Origin of the sequence: Streptomyces sp. NBC_00878 (genome assembly GCF_026341515.1) — a bacterium.
Classification (GTDB): domain Bacteria; phylum Actinomycetota; class Actinomycetes; order Streptomycetales; family Streptomycetaceae; genus Streptomyces.
Genome location: NZ_JAPEOK010000001.1, coordinates 3,346,781 through 3,361,287 on the forward strand (window position 1 = coordinate 3,346,781; position 14,507 = coordinate 3,361,287).

The following is a 14,507-nucleotide window of genomic DNA, read 5'->3' on the forward strand; positions in this document are numbered from 1 at the left end:
GCCCGGAAGGAGGCGAGAGACATGGACCGTGCCGAATGCGTTGCGGCCATAGTTGCCTCCGGCCGTGTGCCCTCCCTCCTCTGCGGCGCGCGGTAACTCTTCCCCCTTCTCGTTTCTTGTCTTCGGCATCTTCCTGAGATGCCGCGTCACGAGATGTCCTGGCCTGCCCGGTTCGTCGCCGCGCGGCCTGCGGGGGCGCGTGCCCGAAGACGGGCCCTTCTTTTGCTGGTCACCGTGATCTCGGCACTCTCCGCCTCACGACCAGCAAGAGCGCCGGCGTGAGTGACACGCAGCTGGTGAGGCAGGCCCCGGGTGCTGTCCGCGGTACCCGCTGCCCCACTGCCATGCCGTGTCCCCGTGCTGCGTACACCGGCCCGTCGTCACCACTGCGACCGTCCCTGGCCGGCTGTCTCGACAGCACCTCGACACGAAATGTGCGCAATCGCCATGAGCAAGAAACATCCCGGAGGGGAATCCCTCCCTTCCACCCCTTCCACCCCTTCCACCCCTTCCACGGCCACCGACCGTTCCCCGGACCGCGAGGTTCCCGCCGCGACTCCCGCACCGGATCCGGCACCGGCACCGGCACCGGATCCGAAGCGCTGGTGGGCGCTGGCCGTCATCGCCCTCGCCCAGCTGATGGTGATCCTTGACGGCACCATCGTGAACATCGCGCTGCCCTCCGCCCAGCGCGCTCTCGGCATGTCGGACGCCGACCGGCAGTGGGTGATCACCGCCTACACGCTGGCCTTCGGCGGGCTGCTGCTGCTCGGCGGCCGGATCGCCGATCTGGTGGGCCGCAAGCGCACCTTCGTCATCGGCCTGGCCGGGTTCGCCGCGGCCTCCGCGCTGGGCGGCGCGGCGGCCGGTCCCGGGATGCTGTTCGCGGCGCGGGCCCTGCAAGGTGCGTTCGCGGCGGTCCTGGCGCCCTCGGCCCTGTCGCTGCTGACGACGACGTTCACCGACCCCAAGGAGCGGGCCAGGGCGTTCGGGGTCTACGGTGCGCTGGCCGGCGGCGGCAGCGCGGTCGGGCTGATCGTGGGCGGTCTGCTGACCGAGTACCTGAACTGGCGCTGGTCCCTGTACGTCAACGTGCCCATCGCGCTGGCCGCCCTGCTCGGCGCACCGGCCTTCCTGCGCGACCGCTCCGGCCGCCGGGGCGGGCACCTGGACGTGCCGGGCGCGCTGCTGGGCTGCGGCGGGCTCGTCGCCCTCGTGTACGGCTTCAGCGAGGCCGAACCTCGCGGCTGGACCAGCCCGTCGGTGCTCACGCTGCTCGCGGCCGGCGTGATCTTGCTCGCCGCCTTCGTGTGGTGGCAGAGCCGCGCGGCGAGCCCGCTGCTGCCGCTGCGCATCGTCAAGGACCGTGTCCGGGCCGGATCGCTCGCGACGATGGGCTTGGCCACCATCGGCATGTTCGGCGTCTTCCTGTTCCTGACGTACTACCTGCAGGTCGTCCTCGGCTACCCGCCGGTGCGGACGGGCCTGGCCTTCGTGCCGATTTCAGCCGGTATCTTCATCGGCGCGACCCAGATCGCGGCCCGCCTGCTGCCCCGCACGGCGCCGCGCACCTTGATGTCGTCCGGCATGGTGCTGGCCGCCGCCGGCATGGTGCTGCTCAGCAGCCTGACCGTGCATGTGCAGTACGTCTCGCACGTGCTGCCCGCCCTGCTGCTGCTCGGTCTGGGCATGGGCCTGACCTTCATGCCGGTCTACGCGACGGCCACCGCCGGCGTGCCCGCGCAGGACACCGGTGTGGCCTCGGCTGTCCTCAACACCGTTCAGCAGATGGGCGCTTCGCTGGGCACCGTACTGCTCAACACCATCGCCACCGGCGCCACCAGCCGTTACGTCCACTCGCACGTGCACGATCCGGCCCACGGCGGCGCGACCCTCAACGAAGGCATGGTGCACGGCTTCTCCGTCGCCTACTGGTGCTCGGCGGGCGTCCTGCTGCTCGCGGCCCTGGTAGCGGGCCTCACCGTACGGCACAAGACGCCGAAGCACGCCGGAAACGACGCACCGGCCTAGCGAGCCGGGGTCGTGTCCCGCCACCGTCCACCTCACCCCTCGAAGGATCCTCCATGAAACCCCTGACCGAGCACGACATCCGTACCTCGTTCGTCAACTGCTCGAAGGGCGAGGCCAAGCGCCTCCCCCTGCCCAAGAACCTGGCGGACCTCGACCACTGGGACGACCTGGACTTCCTGGGCTGGTTCGATCTGTCCGCGCCCGATCGCAGGTATCTCGTCGTCGAACGCGCCGATGAACTCGTCGGCCTGTCCCTGCGCTCCGCTTCCGGCAACCGCGGCTTCCAGCGCCGCAGCCTGTGCTCGCTGTGCCTGACCGCCCATCCCGGCAGCGGCGTCTCCCTCATGACCGCCCCCAAGGCAGGCCCGGCCGGCCGCGAAGGCAACTCGGTGGGCCTCTACATCTGCGCCGACCTGGACTGCTCGTTGTACATACGAGGCAGGAAGAAGGCGGCACCGGGCGGGCGCATGGAGGAGTCCCTCACTGTCGAGCAGCAGATCGAGCGCCTGCGCGGCAACCTCGACGCGTTCGTGGAGCGGGTCTTCCACTGAGACCGACAGGGGCTCGACGGCCATCGTCGCCGAGCCCCTGTCCACTCCTTGAACCGCCGTCTCCTCGCGGCTCCTCCGGTCTTACGCGCCGGACGCACGCCGACCGGGATGCCGATCCTGTGGGCGCCGGCGAACCCGAAACTCGACGAACGCGAAGTGTTCCAGGCCATGCTCGACGTCGATGAAGACCTGGTCGCCGACCGGCCCGGACTGCTGATCATCGCGGACGAGGGCTTCGCCTCCGACTCCAGCGCAGCGCAAAGCACTTGAGCTCGTCGGGGGTGCGCCCGAGGCACCGGAGGAAGAGCCCTTCGCGCAGGGGCCTCTCACCGTGGGAGGGTGGTGGTGACCATGAGCCCGCCGCGTTCCCGGGGGGCCGCGGTCACATCGCCGTCGTGGGAGCGCGCGATGGCTCGTACGATCGCCAGGCCGAGGCCCGAGCCCCGCTCGGAGTCGATGCGGTCCGCTCCCAGGCGGCGGAAAGGCTGGAACAGCGCCTCGATGTCCTGGCGGGCGACCACGGGGCCGGTGTTCTCGACCGTGAGGGTTGCGGCGCCGTGCGGGGTGGTGCGGGTGGTGAGGCGGACCCAGCCGTTCGGTTCGTTGTAGCGGATGGCGTTCTCGAGCAGGTTGTGGATGATGCGCTCCAGCATCACGGCGTTGCCCGAGGTGGTGGCGGGCCTGGTGTCGAGCCGGAGGCCGATACCTGCTTCGGCTGCCTGTGACCGGTGCAACTCGGCGGTGTGACGGGCGAGTTCGGTGAGGTCGACGGGTGTCCGGTTGGCGACCTCTGTCTCGCCCTTGGCCAGCGCGAGGAGGCCGTTGATCAGTCTTTCGTTGCGTTCGTTGACGGTGAGTAGTGAGGTGCCGAGGCGTTTGGTGTCTTCGGTTGCGGTCTTGCGGCGCAGGGCCACCTCGATGAGGGTCCGGTTGATGGCGAGGGGCGTGCGCAGTTCGTGGGAGGCATCCGCGATGAAGCGCTGCTGGTCCTGGAAGGACTTCTCCAGGCGTCCCATCATCGAGTCGAAGGTGTCGGCGAGCTGGGTGACCTCGTCGCGGGGGCCGGTGAAGGCCAGCCGCTCACTGAGGTCGCCGCGGAAGGTGATGCGGCGCGCGGTCTGGGAGATGCGGTTGAGGGGACGCAGCACGCGGCCGGCCATCAGGTAGCCGAACAGCGTGGCGACGACGGTGAGCACGCCCAGGGCGAGGGCGCCTTGGCGGAGCAGGGACTGCAGGGTCGCGGCCCGGTAGCGGTCCTGGAGTTCGCGTAGCTCGGGACTGCCGGCCAGTCCGGCGGCGGGCTCCGACGGGAGGTTGTGGGTGGACGCTTCGGGTACCGGGGCGATCCCGCCCTCCTTGGTGATCTGCAGGGCCACGCCGTCGAACCGGTCGGTCAGTCCCGCGTCGAGCAGCAGATAGGTCACGCCGAGCAGGATCACGCCGCAGGCCATGAACAGGGCGCCGTACAGGAGCGTGAGCCGGACGCGGATGGGGAGACCCGGCAGCCGCGAGGTGAGCCTCATGGGATCTGGTACCCCGAGCCCGGGACGGTCTGGATGACCGGCGGCGGCCCGAGTTTCTTGCGCAGTTTCATCACGGTCACGCGGACGACGTTGGTGAACGGATCGATGTGCTCGTCCCAGGCCCGCTCCAGGAGTTCCTCGGCCGAGACGACCGCGCCGTCCGCCCGCAGTAGTTCCAGCAGGACGGCGAATTCCTTGCGTGCGAGGGATACGTAGTGGCCGTCGCGGTAGACCTCGCGGCGGGCCGTCTCCACCCGCAGGCCGGCCCGTTCGTAGGTGGGCGGGCCCGCGGGCTGGGCGCGGCGGGCCAGGGCGTGGACGCGGGCGACGAGCTCCTCGAAGGCGAAGGGTTTGGTGAGGTAGTCGTCGGCTCCGATGGCGAGGCCCTCGATGCGGGAGGGTACATCGGAGGCGGCGGTGACCATGAGGATGCGGGTGCGGCCGCCGGATTCGACGACGGCCCGGCACACCTCGTCGCCGTGTACGACGGGCAGATCGCGGTCCAGGAGGAGCACGTCGTAGTCGTTCACGGAAAGGCGTTCCAGAGCGGAATCCCCGTCGTGCACGACGTCGACGGCGAACGCCTCCTCACGCAGCCCCTCGGCGACGGCGTCGGCCAGCATCCGCTCGTCCTCGGCGATCAGCACTCTCATGATCCCCAGAGTGCCAGAGGCCGGGATAACCAGAACGTAACCGCCCGCGGTTACGGAGGGGATACCGGGCCCCGCCTCTACTGGTCCCCGACGCCGGGAGAGACCCGGCACAGAAGGGACTGCCGAGCGCATGCGTACCATTTCGCGCACCAACTGGGGGCTGCTGGCAGCCATACCGCTGCTGAGCCTGAGCCTGGCCGCGTGCGGGGGCGGCACCGGCGGGAACGACGACGTCGCGTCGGCCGGCGGCGACAAGAAGGTGGGCGGGCAGCAGCTCACGCCCGCGGAGAAGAGCAAGAAGTACAACGCCTGCCTGGCCGAGCGGGGCGTGGCGCCGGGGAGCGGGAAGGCCGGCGAGGACGCGCCCGAGCAGACCGCGTCGCCGGAGGAGGTGCAGGCCGCGCTCGCGGCGTGCAAGGAGTTCGCGCCCACCGCGCAGGACGTGCAGCAGGCACCGAAACCTGACGCAAAGCAGCTCGAGCAGGCGCGCGAATACGTCAAGTGCCTGCGGGCCAACGGCTATGACGCCCCGGATCCCGACCCGGAGACAGGCGGCATGCCGCTCGACCAGGACGCGAACATGGACAAGCTGCAGGCAGCCGCCGAGAAGTGTAAGGACGTCAACCCCGCGGCCCAGCGGTGACGGGCGAGACCGACATGACGCACACACCCGAATCCACCGACGACGAGACGACCCGGATGCACCGGTTTCCCCCTCAGACAGACCCGGTAAAGGATCCGTCAGGGGCCTCGGCGGGCAGGTCACCGGACGGCCCGCGGTACGCCCCACCGCGTCGCCGCCGCGCCCGCACCACCGCCGCACTGATCGCCCTCGCGGTCGTCCTCAGCGGGGCCGGGGTGGCGGCGTACGGCTTCGGCGGCGGCAACGGCGAGAAGTCCGAAAAGAGCAGCGGTCTGCCGCCGGCGACCGCACTGGTGACCCGCTCCGACCTCGCCCAGCAGGACACCGTCACCGGCAGCCTCGGCTACGGCGACAAGCAGCCCCTGACCAGCGGCGCGTCGGGCACCGTAATCTGGCTGCCGAAGCTCGGTGCCACCATCGAGCAGGGCCAGAACGCGCTCAAGGCCGACGGTCGGCCCATCCCCCTCGTCTACGGCGACACACCTCTCTACCGCGAACTGCGCGCCGGCACGAAAGGCCCCGACGTCGCCGAGGTGGAACGGGCCCTGGCCGCCCTCGGCTACACCGGCTTCACCGCCGACGAGGAGTACTCCGACCGGACCGCGGCGGCCGTCAAGCGCTGGCAGAAGCACCTCGGAGTGCCACAGACGGGCACGGTCAAGCCCGCGGACCTGGTCGTTGCCGACGGTGAGATACGCGTCACCGGCCAGGAGGTGAAGAAGGGCCAGACACTCCAGCCCGGCTCACCCGTGCTGACGTACACCGGCACCAGCCGGCTTGTCGCCATCGACCTCGACGCGAAGAAGCAGAAACTCGTCCGCCGTGGCGACAAGGTCACCGTCGTCCTGCCCGACGGTGCACACGCGGCCGGGACCATCACCTCCGTCGGCAAGGTCGCCAGCACCGAAGGCGGGGACGGCGCTCCGGGAGAGGGCGACGGCAAGACCGTCATCAAGGTCACCGTCCGGATCGACAAGAAGGACAGGGGCAAGCTCGGCAGCTACGACGGCGCGCCCGTCGATGTGGAGATCACCTCCGCGGAGAAGAAGAACGTGCTGACCGTGCCCATCTCCGCGCTCCTCGCGCTGTCGGAGGGCGGCTACGGCGTCCAGGTCGTCAAGGGCTCCGTCAGCAGCACGGTCGCGGTGGAGACCGGCATGTTCGCGAACGGCCGGGTCGAGATCACCGGCGCCGGCCTGAAGGCGGGCGACAAGGTCGGGGTACCGCGATGAACCACAACGTCGTACGCCTCGACCACATCACCCGCTCGTACGCCGGCGGCGTCACCGCCCTCGACGGCGTCTCGCTCGACATCCGCCGCGGCGAGCTGGTCGCCATCGTCGGGCCCTCCGGGTCGGGCAAGTCGACCCTGCTCAACATGATCGGCAGCCTGGACCGGCCCAGCAGCGGCACCGTCACCGTCGACGGCCACGACATCGCCGGCCTGGGCGACCGGGAGCTGTCCGCGCTGCGCGCGCTCAGCATCGGCTTCATCTTCCAGCACTTCCACCTCACCGCGGGCGTACGGGCCCTCGACAACGTCGCCGAGGGCCTGCTGTACGCGGGCATCCCGCTCGCGGAACGCCGCCGCGCGGCCCGCACCGCCCTGGAGCGGGTCGGCCTGGGCCACCGGGTCTACCACCGGCCGCACGAGCTGTCCGGCGGGGAGAAGCAGCGCGTCGCGATCGCCCGCGCCCTGGTCGGCGGGCCGAGCCTGCTCCTCGCGGACGAGCCGACCGGCGCCCTGGACTCCCACTCCGGCACCACCGTGATGAACCTGCTGCGCGCCCTGAACGCCGACGGCACCACCGTCGTGATCATCACCCATGACCGGGAGATCGCGGCCTCGCTGCCCCGCCACGTCCACGTTCGCGACGGGCGCATCGTGCACGACTCCGCCCAGAACGCCCAGGGCGACGTTCAGGCGGTGTCCGCATGCTGAAGGTCTCCCGCATGAGCACCCGCGACGTCGTACGCGTCGGTGCCTCCGGGCTGCGCGCCCGCCCGCTGCGGGTCTTCCTCTCCGCGCTCGGCATCGCCATCGGCATCGCGGCGATGATCGGCGTGGTGGGCATCTCCACCTCCAGCCACGCCGAACTGCAGCGCACTCTCGACCGCCTGGGCACCAACCTCCTCACCGCGTCCCCCGGCCGGACCTTCACCGGCGGCGAGGCCCAACTCCCCGAGCGTTCCATCGACATGGCGGGCCGGATCGCCCCGGTCGAGTCCGCAACCGGCACCGGCAAAGTGACGGCGTACGTCTATCGCAACGACCACATCCCGGCCACCGAGACCGGCAGCATCAACGTCAAGGCCGCCCGCCTCGACCTCCTGGACACCGTCGGCGGCTCTCTCGCCCGCGGCAACTGGCTCAACGCCGCCACCGCCAAGTACCCGGCCGTCGTACTCGGCAGCGGCGCCGCCGACCGCCTGGGTATCGGGGAAGTCGGCCCGGACATCCGGGTCTGGCTCGGCGGTCAGTGGTTCAGCGTGGTCGGCATCCTCGACGAGGCGCTCCTGGCACCCGAGCTGAACGACAGCGCGCTCGTCGGCTGGGACGCCGCCAAGCGGTACCTGGACTTCGACGGACACCCCACGACAATCTACGTCCGCACCGCAGACAGCGCGGTCACGTCCGTACGCGACGTCCTCGCCGCCACCGTCAGCCCCGAGGCTCCCACCGAAGTGACCATCAGCCGCCCCTCGGACGCCCTCGCCGCCAAGGGCGCCACCGACAAAGCCTTCACGGGCCTGATGCTCGGCCTCGGCGGCGTTGCGCTCCTTGTCGGCGGGGTCGGCGTGGCCAACACCATGGTCATCTCCGTCCTGGAACGCCGCGCCGAGATCGGCCTGCGCCGAGCCCTCGGCGCACGGCGAGGCGACATCCGCACCCAATTCCTCGCGGAATCCCAGCTGTTGGCAGGACTCGGCGGGATCGCCGGGGTCGTCATCGGGGTGGGCGTCACCACCGCGTACGCCGTCGCGCAGGGCTGGCCGGCAGTCGTCCCGGCCTGGGCGATGGCGGGCGGCCTGCTCGCCACCCTCGCCATCGGGGCCCTGGCCGGCCTGTACCCCGCCGTACGCGCGTCCCGGCTGCCCCCGACGGAGGCGCTGTCCGGGGCCTGATCCCAGGCGGGCACGTCCAAGGTCCGGATGCCCGATCGCGTCGTGCCCGTCCCGCTCCGGGGCTGCTCGGTGATCCTGCTCGATACGAACGAAGACCCGCGTGCCGCAGCACGAGCTGCGGCACGCAGTGGGTCATGACTGTGCACGCGAACGCGCCCCTCACCCCGGAAGGTCGGCTCCGGTTGTGCCTATGCGTCGACGCTGGACGCCCCATCGCGCACATCGCGGCGGAAGCCGTGATCTCGCGTCGCTGCCTGGCGAAGTGGTATGCCCGATGGCGGACACACGGCGAGGACGGCCTGCTCGACCACTCCTCCCGACCGTCTGCCCGCCCTACGCGCACCAGCGAGGGCATCGCCGACCTGGTGGAAGCGCTGCGGCGGCAGACCAAGTACGGGCCCGCCCGGCTCGCCGCAGAACTTGAGCGGCTGCACGCCGTCACCGTGGCGCCGGCCACCGCATCCTCGTGCGTCGCGGCCCAAATGGACTGCGCGACCTCGACCTGCGGGGCGCACCCTTCTCGTCGAGGGTGTCGCGGAAGGCGTGGGGAGCGCGGCAGTCGAGATCGCTGTAGCACAAGGTGCCACCGTGATAGGGACAGCCAGTGAACGCAACCACTCCCCACCTCTCTCGGCGCCGTTCCCCCCACCTACGGCCCCAGGCCCCGGCCTCGCACAGCGCCTCACCGCTCTCGCTCCGCACTGCGTCGACCTGACACTCGACACTGCGGCTCCGGCTCGCTGGTCGACCTCGTCGCGATCACGGGCGACCCGACGCGCGTCGCGACGGTCGCCGACCAAGCAGGCGGGTGGCGTCTGGGCACCCTCCACTGCCTCTGGTCGACGCCTCGGCGAGGTCGGCACGGGGGGTGTCGGCGGGGGCCGGGAGGGCGCGGCCGCCGGCGGCGATGGCGCTCTCCTCGGCGAGTCGCTCCGTGCTGGTGGTCGTCTTGAGTGGCTTCTCTTCGATGAACAGGACGGCGATCAGTGCCAGCAGGGCGAACGGGGTGGCCCAGAGGAAGAGTTCGGCGATGGCGATGCCGTAGGCGTTCTCCACGAGCGCACGCACCGGGGCGGGCAGGGTCGTCGCGTCGGGGACACCGTGCCCGGCTCCGCCTCCCGGCGTGTCACCTGCCGCCGCGCGGCCGTCGGCAAGTTCGGTGGCGACGCGGTGGGCGAGGACCGCCCCCAGGACGCTGGTGCCCACGGTCCCGCCCATGCTGCGCGAGAAGGACAGGACGGAGGTCGCGCTGCCCAGAGTGCCGGCGGGCACGTCGTTCTGCGCGGCGAGGACCAGGTTCTGCGTCAGCATGCCAACGCCGGTCCCCAGGACGGCCATGTAGACACTCAGCAGAACGAAGGGCGTGTGGGATCCGATGGTGGACAGCAGGGCGAGGCCGGCGGTCATGAGGACGGTGCCCGCCACGAGATACCGCTTCCACCTGCCGGTCGCGCTGATCCGGTGTCCGGCGAACGTAGAGGCGGCGAGCGATCCCAGGACCAGCGGCAGACTCATCAGACCGGCAATCGTGGGCGACTTGCCCATGGCCACCTGGAAGAACTGCGAGAGGAAGACGGTGCCGCCGAAGAGGCCGACACCGACCAGCAGGGAGGCCAGGCTGGTCAGCGCCACGGTGCGGTTACGGAAGATGCTCAGCGGGATGATCGGCTCGGCGGCCCGGGACTCGACCCGGACAGCCGCCGCCAGCAGCAGCGTTCCGCCACCGACCAGGGCGGCCGTCTGCCAGGAGAACCAGTCGAACGTGCTGCCCGCCATCGAGACCCAGATGAGCAGCGAGCTGACACCGGCGACGATCAGGAAGGCACCGAGCCAGTCGATCTTCACATCGCGGCGGACGTGCGGAAGGTGCAGTGTGCGCTGCAGCAGCGCGATGGCAAGGAGCGCGAAGGGCACACCGATGAAGAAGCACCACCGCCAGCCGAGCCAGGAGGTGTCCACCAGGAGGCCGCCGATCAGCGGGCCGGCCACGGTGGCGCCGGAGAAGACGGCGCCGAAGACGCCGGAGTACCTGCCCAGCTTCCGCGGGGGGATGACGGCCGCCATCACGACCTGCGTCAGTGCCGTGAGTCCGCCTGCCCCCACGCCCTGCACCACCCGGCTGAAGATCAACGTGCCGACACCTTGGGAGAATCCGGCCAGGAGTGAGCCGACCACGAACAGGCCCAGCGATGTCTGGAGGAGCAGCTTCTTGCTGTAGAGGTCGGACAGCTTGCCCCACAACGGAACGGTGGCCGTCATGGCCAGCAGCTCCGCGATGATCACCCAGGTGTACGAGGATTGGCTCGCCCCCAGCTCAGCGGTAATCCTGGGCAGCGCGTTGGCCACCACGGTTCCGGCGAGGATGGCGACGAACAAACCGGCCACCAGCCCGGAAACCGCCTGAAGCACCTGCCGGGGCGGCATCGTCACCGCTTCCGGCTTCGTCGCAGGGGAATAGTCGGTAGTCACTGGGTCTTCCAATCAAGGACAGCAGGTGGCGTACACACTGGGTACCGAGCGCCACCTGACGGGAATGCTTCGAGGGATCGGGAACGGGCGGTATCCGATCCGGCGCCGGTGGATCGACCTGCCACCCGGCCTGTGTCACACACGGCGAACAGCGCGGGCAGCCCGCTCAGGCGCATGCCGAACGGGACACTCAATGCCGGTGTTCGTGCGACCTGACGGGGTCGTCGCGTACGGACCTCAGGTCGTAGCCGCGTCCCCCACGGCGCCTCCCGTGGCACTGCGGATCGCCTGGGCCAGGAGCTGGTGCGCATGTGCGAACCGGCGCACGTCGGCACCGCCGAGCAGGGCATCGCCGATCTCCTCGTTGACGACTCGTAGGGCGCCCGAGGCGGCCGCCGCGTGCACCTGCACCCTGATGTCGTCGGCCGGCAGGTCAAGTCGGTCGGCGATGCTCCCGGCCAGCTCGCGTTCTACCTGGTCACAGGCCATCAGCCAGGCCGTGCGGAGCGCGGGCTCCCTGCTGCTGAGCGCGATCATCTTCATCGCGAGCACGTCGTCGGCGCGCTCCGCCCTGTCGGCGTCGCGGCCATGCCTGCTCATCTCATCGGCGAGATGGTCGTCGAGGGAGAGTTCGGGTTTCCAGCGGCGCAGGGCGGCCATCTCCCACGCGACGCCATGCAAGATGATCGGTTCGGCGCAGCTCTCCTTGCTCCGGAAGTGCCGCCAGATGGTACGCGTCGACAGACCCACTGCTTCGCCGATCTGGTCGCCGCTGGTCGCGGCAACGCCCTGCTCCCAGAAGAGACGCGACGCCTCCCGAGAGATCATCAACCGGATCCGGCAGCGCCGCCGCTCGCTCATCCCAGGTCCGACGCGATTGCTCACCTGCATGGGGTCACCTCGTCATTCAGCCGTGGGACAAAGACGCCGTTCAGCTGCGGCTATGCCGGCGAAGGGCCAGGAAGTGCCCGGCCGTGTGCTCGCAGCGGCGGTGCGGAGGTCGGCAACCCCACAAGAGACGACGCCCACATCGGCCGTGGTCGCTCCGCGGTGCGGACGCGTGTGCCGGACGGGCCGTGGGGGCCCGTCCGGCACGGACGGGGAGCGGGGAGGGCGTCGGTCAGCTGCGCTTGGCGGGCAGCAGCCCCACGGCCTTCAGTCGCTTGTCGGAAGCCCGGGCGGCCCAGGCGACGGCCAGGAAGCCGACGGCGAGGAGCGGGTAGCCCATGGCGATCTTGGCGAAGCCCAGCGAGCCGACCTCGTCGGCCTGGTAGAGGTACTGCTGGACGGCGAACCGGGCGCCGAAGATGGCGGCCAGCACCAGGGTGGCGATGTCGTAGTAGAACCGCGAACGCTTGTCCGCCCGCCAGACGGTGCCCTTGCCGGTCGTCGAGTTCCAGATCAGGCCGGCCAGGGGCCACCGCAGCACCACGGAGAGGACGAAGGCGACGGCGCCGACCAGGCTCAGCCAGATGCCGATGAGGAAGAAGTCCTTGGCGGATCCCGTGTACCAGGAGATGCCGGCGGCGATCGCCACGCCGAACACGCCGCCGAGCGCGGGCTGGATCGACTCCTTACGCATCAGCCGCTGCACCGCGATGCCCAAGGCGACGAGCAGGGCGGCGAGGATGCCCACCTTGAGTCCACCGGCGTTGTTGGCGACGACGAACACCAGGGCGGGCAGCGCCGAGTAGATGACCCCCTTCGTGCCGCCCGCCTGTTCGAGCGCCGACTTCTTCTTCCGTTGGTCTGCCGCCTGCATGTCGGTCGCCGCCTCCTGGGGACTGGTGGTCTGCATGGTGATCAGCTCTTCCGGGTTCGTCTTGGGGGCGAAATCTTGCGTCACTAAGTGACATCTTGACATCAAGTGACGAAGGAAACCACCTCGCGCGACGTGACCTGAGTCACGCCTCGGCGAAACCCCCGCTCAGCGAGTCGCCCGTCATCACGTGGCGATCAGGGTCCCTACGACGGTGCGGCGATCGCTGTCGCGCGGCTGGCGGAGAAGGGCGCGGGCGGCACCTGTCCCGCGCCCGCCGTCTCGCTCAGTTCGTCGCCCGGACGCCTTGGACGGCTGGGGTGAAGACGCGCGGACGTGAGGGACTGGTGTTGACGGCGTTAATGCTGACCGGACCCTCGGGAGGTGTCCCGCATCGCGCAGTGGTGAACGGATCGAACAGCGCGCTGCCGCCGAACCAAACCTCAGGTCGACCGGCTCCCGCGCGGCGCGCCGACCAGCTCGTGGTCGGATGCGTGGCGTTCGAGCCGTGGCTGATGGGCCTGCCACGGTGCAGCCACACTCCGCCGCTCGCTGTCCGAAGCCTTCCTGGCGGGGCGTCGGTGCGCGGGGCGATCAGCTCGGTGATCTCTGTGTGGGAGAGCCGGATTTCGACGTGCTTTTCACACGTGGGCAGACCAGGCGATGTCGGCATCGTCTGAATCAGGGAGGAGTAGTCCGATGGCTCGAACCCCCGATGCCGCTCCGCTCACGCGAGCCCTCGGCGGCGTCGAAGCTGACCCGCGCACCCTCTCCGGGTGAGACCGGCCCCGTCGCGGGTCACGATCATTACCGCGAGCCGGTGTCCGAGTGGTCCGGTCGAGGCTGGGTGGGCTCGTCCACGATCACGTGGGTCCGGTGCAAAACGTCGAGCTGCGCCGGGTTGTACAGCTCACGCAGGACCGTCTCCATGGTCTCTCGGACGAATTTCTCCCCCCTCGGGTTGTCCGTGTACAGATCGGGCAGGTCCGGGTGGTCCTGCCGCAGCCGGCGCAGGTAGGGCACCATCCGCTCCACGAGGTCTTGGCGGAGGTGCTCGCCTGCGTCAGCGGGCAGTTCGCCGAACTCCCGATTGACCGGGTGAGCAGGCAGATTGCGCACCAGTGCACCGTAGGCCTGCAGCTGCTCCCCGTTCATCAACCGGGTCATGACCAGCAGGAGCGAGCGGTCGGTCTCGGACAGCACCGTTGCTTCGCCGGGCGTGAGTTCCATAGGCAGGTCGGCCGGGGCACGCAGGTCGATCAGTGCCGCGAGTTCGAGCCGGGCCCGCTGCAGCCGCTCGATGGTCGCGGCCAGCTCCGCGTCGAGCGTGCGCAGTGCCTGCCCGGGGTGCTCACCCTCGTCCACCGTCTCCGCGATCTGGTTCAGCGAGAACCCGAGATCAACCAGACGCTTGACCCGCAGCAGGCGGACCAGGTGCGGCACGCCGTACTGCTTGTAGCCGTTGACGCGACGCTCGGGCTCCGCCAGCAGCCCGACCTCGTGGTAATGCCGTACCGCCCGCAGACTGGTGCCGGCAAGCTCGGCGATCTCCCGAGTACTCCAGCTCATAGCTCCCAGCCAACACCGTGCCGCAACGGCACAGTCAAGCCCTCCCCCTGCCGCTCACGATCGGCATCGCGATCGGGACCGGGCTGATGCTGTTCGGCTTCCGGCTCCCGCGCGGTGAACGCTTCACCGCCGCGATCGGCAGCTTGGCCGCGTGGCGGTGGCCGCCGGCATGGTGGCCTGGAC

The 14,507-nt window shown here is 70.1% G+C and carries 14 protein-coding genes and 1 pseudogene; 9 read left to right on the plus strand and 6 right to left on the minus strand.

The features are described from left to right. Positions 1 to 447 precede the first annotated feature (447 nt). From OHA11_RS13735 to OHA11_RS13745, 3 genes are all read left to right on the plus strand, one after another. Positions 448 to 2,031 carry an MFS transporter gene (locus OHA11_RS13735; protein ID WP_266495910.1) on the plus strand — a complete coding sequence of 528 codons (1,584 nt, stop codon included), beginning with the start codon at positions 448 to 450 and terminating at the stop codon, positions 2,029 to 2,031. A 53-nt stretch (positions 2,032 to 2,084) separates the two neighbouring features. Beyond that, a complete protein-coding gene (locus OHA11_RS13740) occupies positions 2,085 to 2,582 on the plus strand; it encodes an FBP domain-containing protein (RefSeq protein ID WP_266495913.1) in 498 nt (165 codons plus the stop codon). Between the two features lie 108 nt (positions 2,583 to 2,690). Further along, positions 2,691 to 2,852 (plus strand): hypothetical protein, encoded by a 162-nt coding sequence (locus tag OHA11_RS13745; protein WP_266495916.1) that lies wholly within the window; start codon positions 2,691 to 2,693, stop codon positions 2,850 to 2,852. Positions 2,853 to 2,908: 56 nt separating this feature from the next. On the opposite strand, the gene OHA11_RS13750 is transcribed toward OHA11_RS13745, so the two are convergent. Both OHA11_RS13750 and OHA11_RS13755 read right to left on the minus strand, forming a co-directional pair. Beyond that, the gene (locus OHA11_RS13750; protein WP_266495919.1) at positions 2,909 to 4,105 is read right to left on the minus strand and encodes a HAMP domain-containing sensor histidine kinase; all 1,197 of its coding nucleotides are present in this window, start codon (positions 4,103 to 4,105) and stop codon (positions 2,909 to 2,911) included. Further along, positions 4,102 to 4,758 (minus strand): response regulator transcription factor, encoded by a 657-nt coding sequence (locus OHA11_RS13755; RefSeq protein ID WP_190072163.1) that lies wholly within the window; start codon positions 4,756 to 4,758, stop codon positions 4,102 to 4,104. The genes OHA11_RS13750 and OHA11_RS13755 overlap by 4 nt, the downstream gene beginning before the upstream one ends. Before the next feature lie 130 nt (positions 4,759 to 4,888). Between OHA11_RS13755 and OHA11_RS13760 the strand changes: the two genes are divergently transcribed. From OHA11_RS13760 to OHA11_RS13780, 6 genes and pseudogenes are all read left to right on the plus strand, one after another. After that, entirely contained in the window at positions 4,889 to 5,401 is a 513-nt protein-coding gene (locus OHA11_RS13760; protein WP_266495923.1) for a hypothetical protein, read from the plus strand. 14 nt (positions 5,402 to 5,415) lie between these two features. Further along, on the plus strand, positions 5,416 to 6,633 hold the full coding sequence (locus OHA11_RS13765) for an efflux RND transporter periplasmic adaptor subunit (RefSeq protein ID WP_266495925.1): 1,218 nt from the start codon (positions 5,416 to 5,418) through the stop codon (positions 6,631 to 6,633). Next, the gene (locus OHA11_RS13770) at positions 6,630 to 7,343 is read left to right on the plus strand and encodes an ABC transporter ATP-binding protein (protein WP_266495928.1); all 714 of its coding nucleotides are present in this window, start codon (positions 6,630 to 6,632) and stop codon (positions 7,341 to 7,343) included. Before OHA11_RS13765 ends, OHA11_RS13770 begins: the two co-directional genes overlap by 4 nt. Further along, a complete protein-coding gene (locus OHA11_RS13775) occupies positions 7,337 to 8,527 on the plus strand; it encodes an ABC transporter permease (RefSeq protein WP_266495931.1) in 1,191 nt (396 codons plus the stop codon). The genes OHA11_RS13770 and OHA11_RS13775 overlap by 7 nt, the downstream gene beginning before the upstream one ends. A 134-nt stretch (positions 8,528 to 8,661) precedes the next feature. Beyond that, positions 8,662 to 9,135 (plus strand): leucine zipper domain-containing protein, encoded by a 474-nt coding sequence (locus OHA11_RS48515; RefSeq protein ID WP_353962951.1) that lies wholly within the window; start codon positions 8,662 to 8,664, stop codon positions 9,133 to 9,135. Next, a pseudogene (locus OHA11_RS13780) lies at positions 9,032 to 9,348 on the plus strand (NADP-dependent oxidoreductase); the annotation flags it as partial. The gene OHA11_RS48515 and the pseudogene OHA11_RS13780, both read left to right, overlap by 104 nt. Here the strand turns inward: OHA11_RS13780 and OHA11_RS13785 are convergent. The 4 genes from OHA11_RS13785 to OHA11_RS13800 form a co-directional block, all read right to left on the minus strand. After that, a complete protein-coding gene (locus OHA11_RS13785; RefSeq protein ID WP_266507141.1) occupies positions 9,287 to 10,951 on the minus strand; it encodes an MDR family MFS transporter in 1,665 nt (554 codons plus the stop codon). The pseudogene OHA11_RS13780 and the gene OHA11_RS13785 sit on opposite strands and share 62 nt — an antisense overlap. Before the next feature lie 282 nt (positions 10,952 to 11,233). Then, the gene (locus OHA11_RS13790) at positions 11,234 to 11,887 is read right to left on the minus strand and encodes a TetR/AcrR family transcriptional regulator (RefSeq protein WP_266495933.1); all 654 of its coding nucleotides are present in this window, start codon (positions 11,885 to 11,887) and stop codon (positions 11,234 to 11,236) included. Between the two features lie 229 nt (positions 11,888 to 12,116). Continuing rightward, on the minus strand, positions 12,117 to 12,794 hold the full coding sequence (locus OHA11_RS13795) for a DUF3159 domain-containing protein (protein ID WP_266507143.1): 678 nt from the start codon (positions 12,792 to 12,794) through the stop codon (positions 12,117 to 12,119). A 768-nt stretch (positions 12,795 to 13,562) separates the two neighbouring features. Further along, the gene (locus OHA11_RS13800) at positions 13,563 to 14,324 is read right to left on the minus strand and encodes a MerR family transcriptional regulator (RefSeq protein WP_266495936.1); all 762 of its coding nucleotides are present in this window, start codon (positions 14,322 to 14,324) and stop codon (positions 13,563 to 13,565) included. Between the last annotated feature and the right edge of the window lie 183 nt (positions 14,325 to 14,507).

Coding starts and splice junctions, on each gene's coding strand:
- OHA11_RS48515 (WP_353962951.1), top strand. CDS start 8,662: ATGACTGTGCACGCGAACGCGCCCCTCACCCCGGAAGGTCGGCTCCGG.
- OHA11_RS13755 (WP_190072163.1), bottom strand. CDS start 4,758: ATGAGAGTGCTGATCGCCGAGGACGAGCGGATGCTGGCCGACGCCGTC.
- OHA11_RS13800 (WP_266495936.1), bottom strand. CDS start 14,324: ATGAGCTGGAGTACTCGGGAGATCGCCGAGCTTGCCGGCACCAGTCTG.
- OHA11_RS13775 (WP_266495931.1), top strand. CDS start 7,337: ATGCTGAAGGTCTCCCGCATGAGCACCCGCGACGTCGTACGCGTCGGT.
- OHA11_RS13750 (WP_266495919.1), bottom strand. CDS start 4,105: ATGAGGCTCACCTCGCGGCTGCCGGGTCTCCCCATCCGCGTCCGGCTC.
- OHA11_RS13785 (WP_266507141.1), bottom strand. CDS start 10,951: ATGCCGCCCCGGCAGGTGCTTCAGGCGGTTTCCGGGCTGGTGGCCGGT.
- OHA11_RS13790 (WP_266495933.1), bottom strand. CDS start 11,887: ATGCAGGTGAGCAATCGCGTCGGACCTGGGATGAGCGAGCGGCGGCGC.
- OHA11_RS13795 (WP_266507143.1), bottom strand. CDS start 12,794: ATGCAGACCACCAGTCCCCAGGAGGCGGCGACCGACATGCAGGCGGCA.
- OHA11_RS13745 (WP_266495916.1), top strand. CDS start 2,691: ATGCCGATCCTGTGGGCGCCGGCGAACCCGAAACTCGACGAACGCGAA.
- OHA11_RS13760 (WP_266495923.1), top strand. CDS start 4,889: ATGCGTACCATTTCGCGCACCAACTGGGGGCTGCTGGCAGCCATACCG.
- OHA11_RS13770 (WP_266495928.1), top strand. CDS start 6,630: ATGAACCACAACGTCGTACGCCTCGACCACATCACCCGCTCGTACGCC.
- OHA11_RS13735 (WP_266495910.1), top strand. CDS start 448: ATGAGCAAGAAACATCCCGGAGGGGAATCCCTCCCTTCCACCCCTTCC.
- OHA11_RS13740 (WP_266495913.1), top strand. CDS start 2,085: ATGAAACCCCTGACCGAGCACGACATCCGTACCTCGTTCGTCAACTGC.
- OHA11_RS13765 (WP_266495925.1), top strand. CDS start 5,416: ATGACGCACACACCCGAATCCACCGACGACGAGACGACCCGGATGCAC.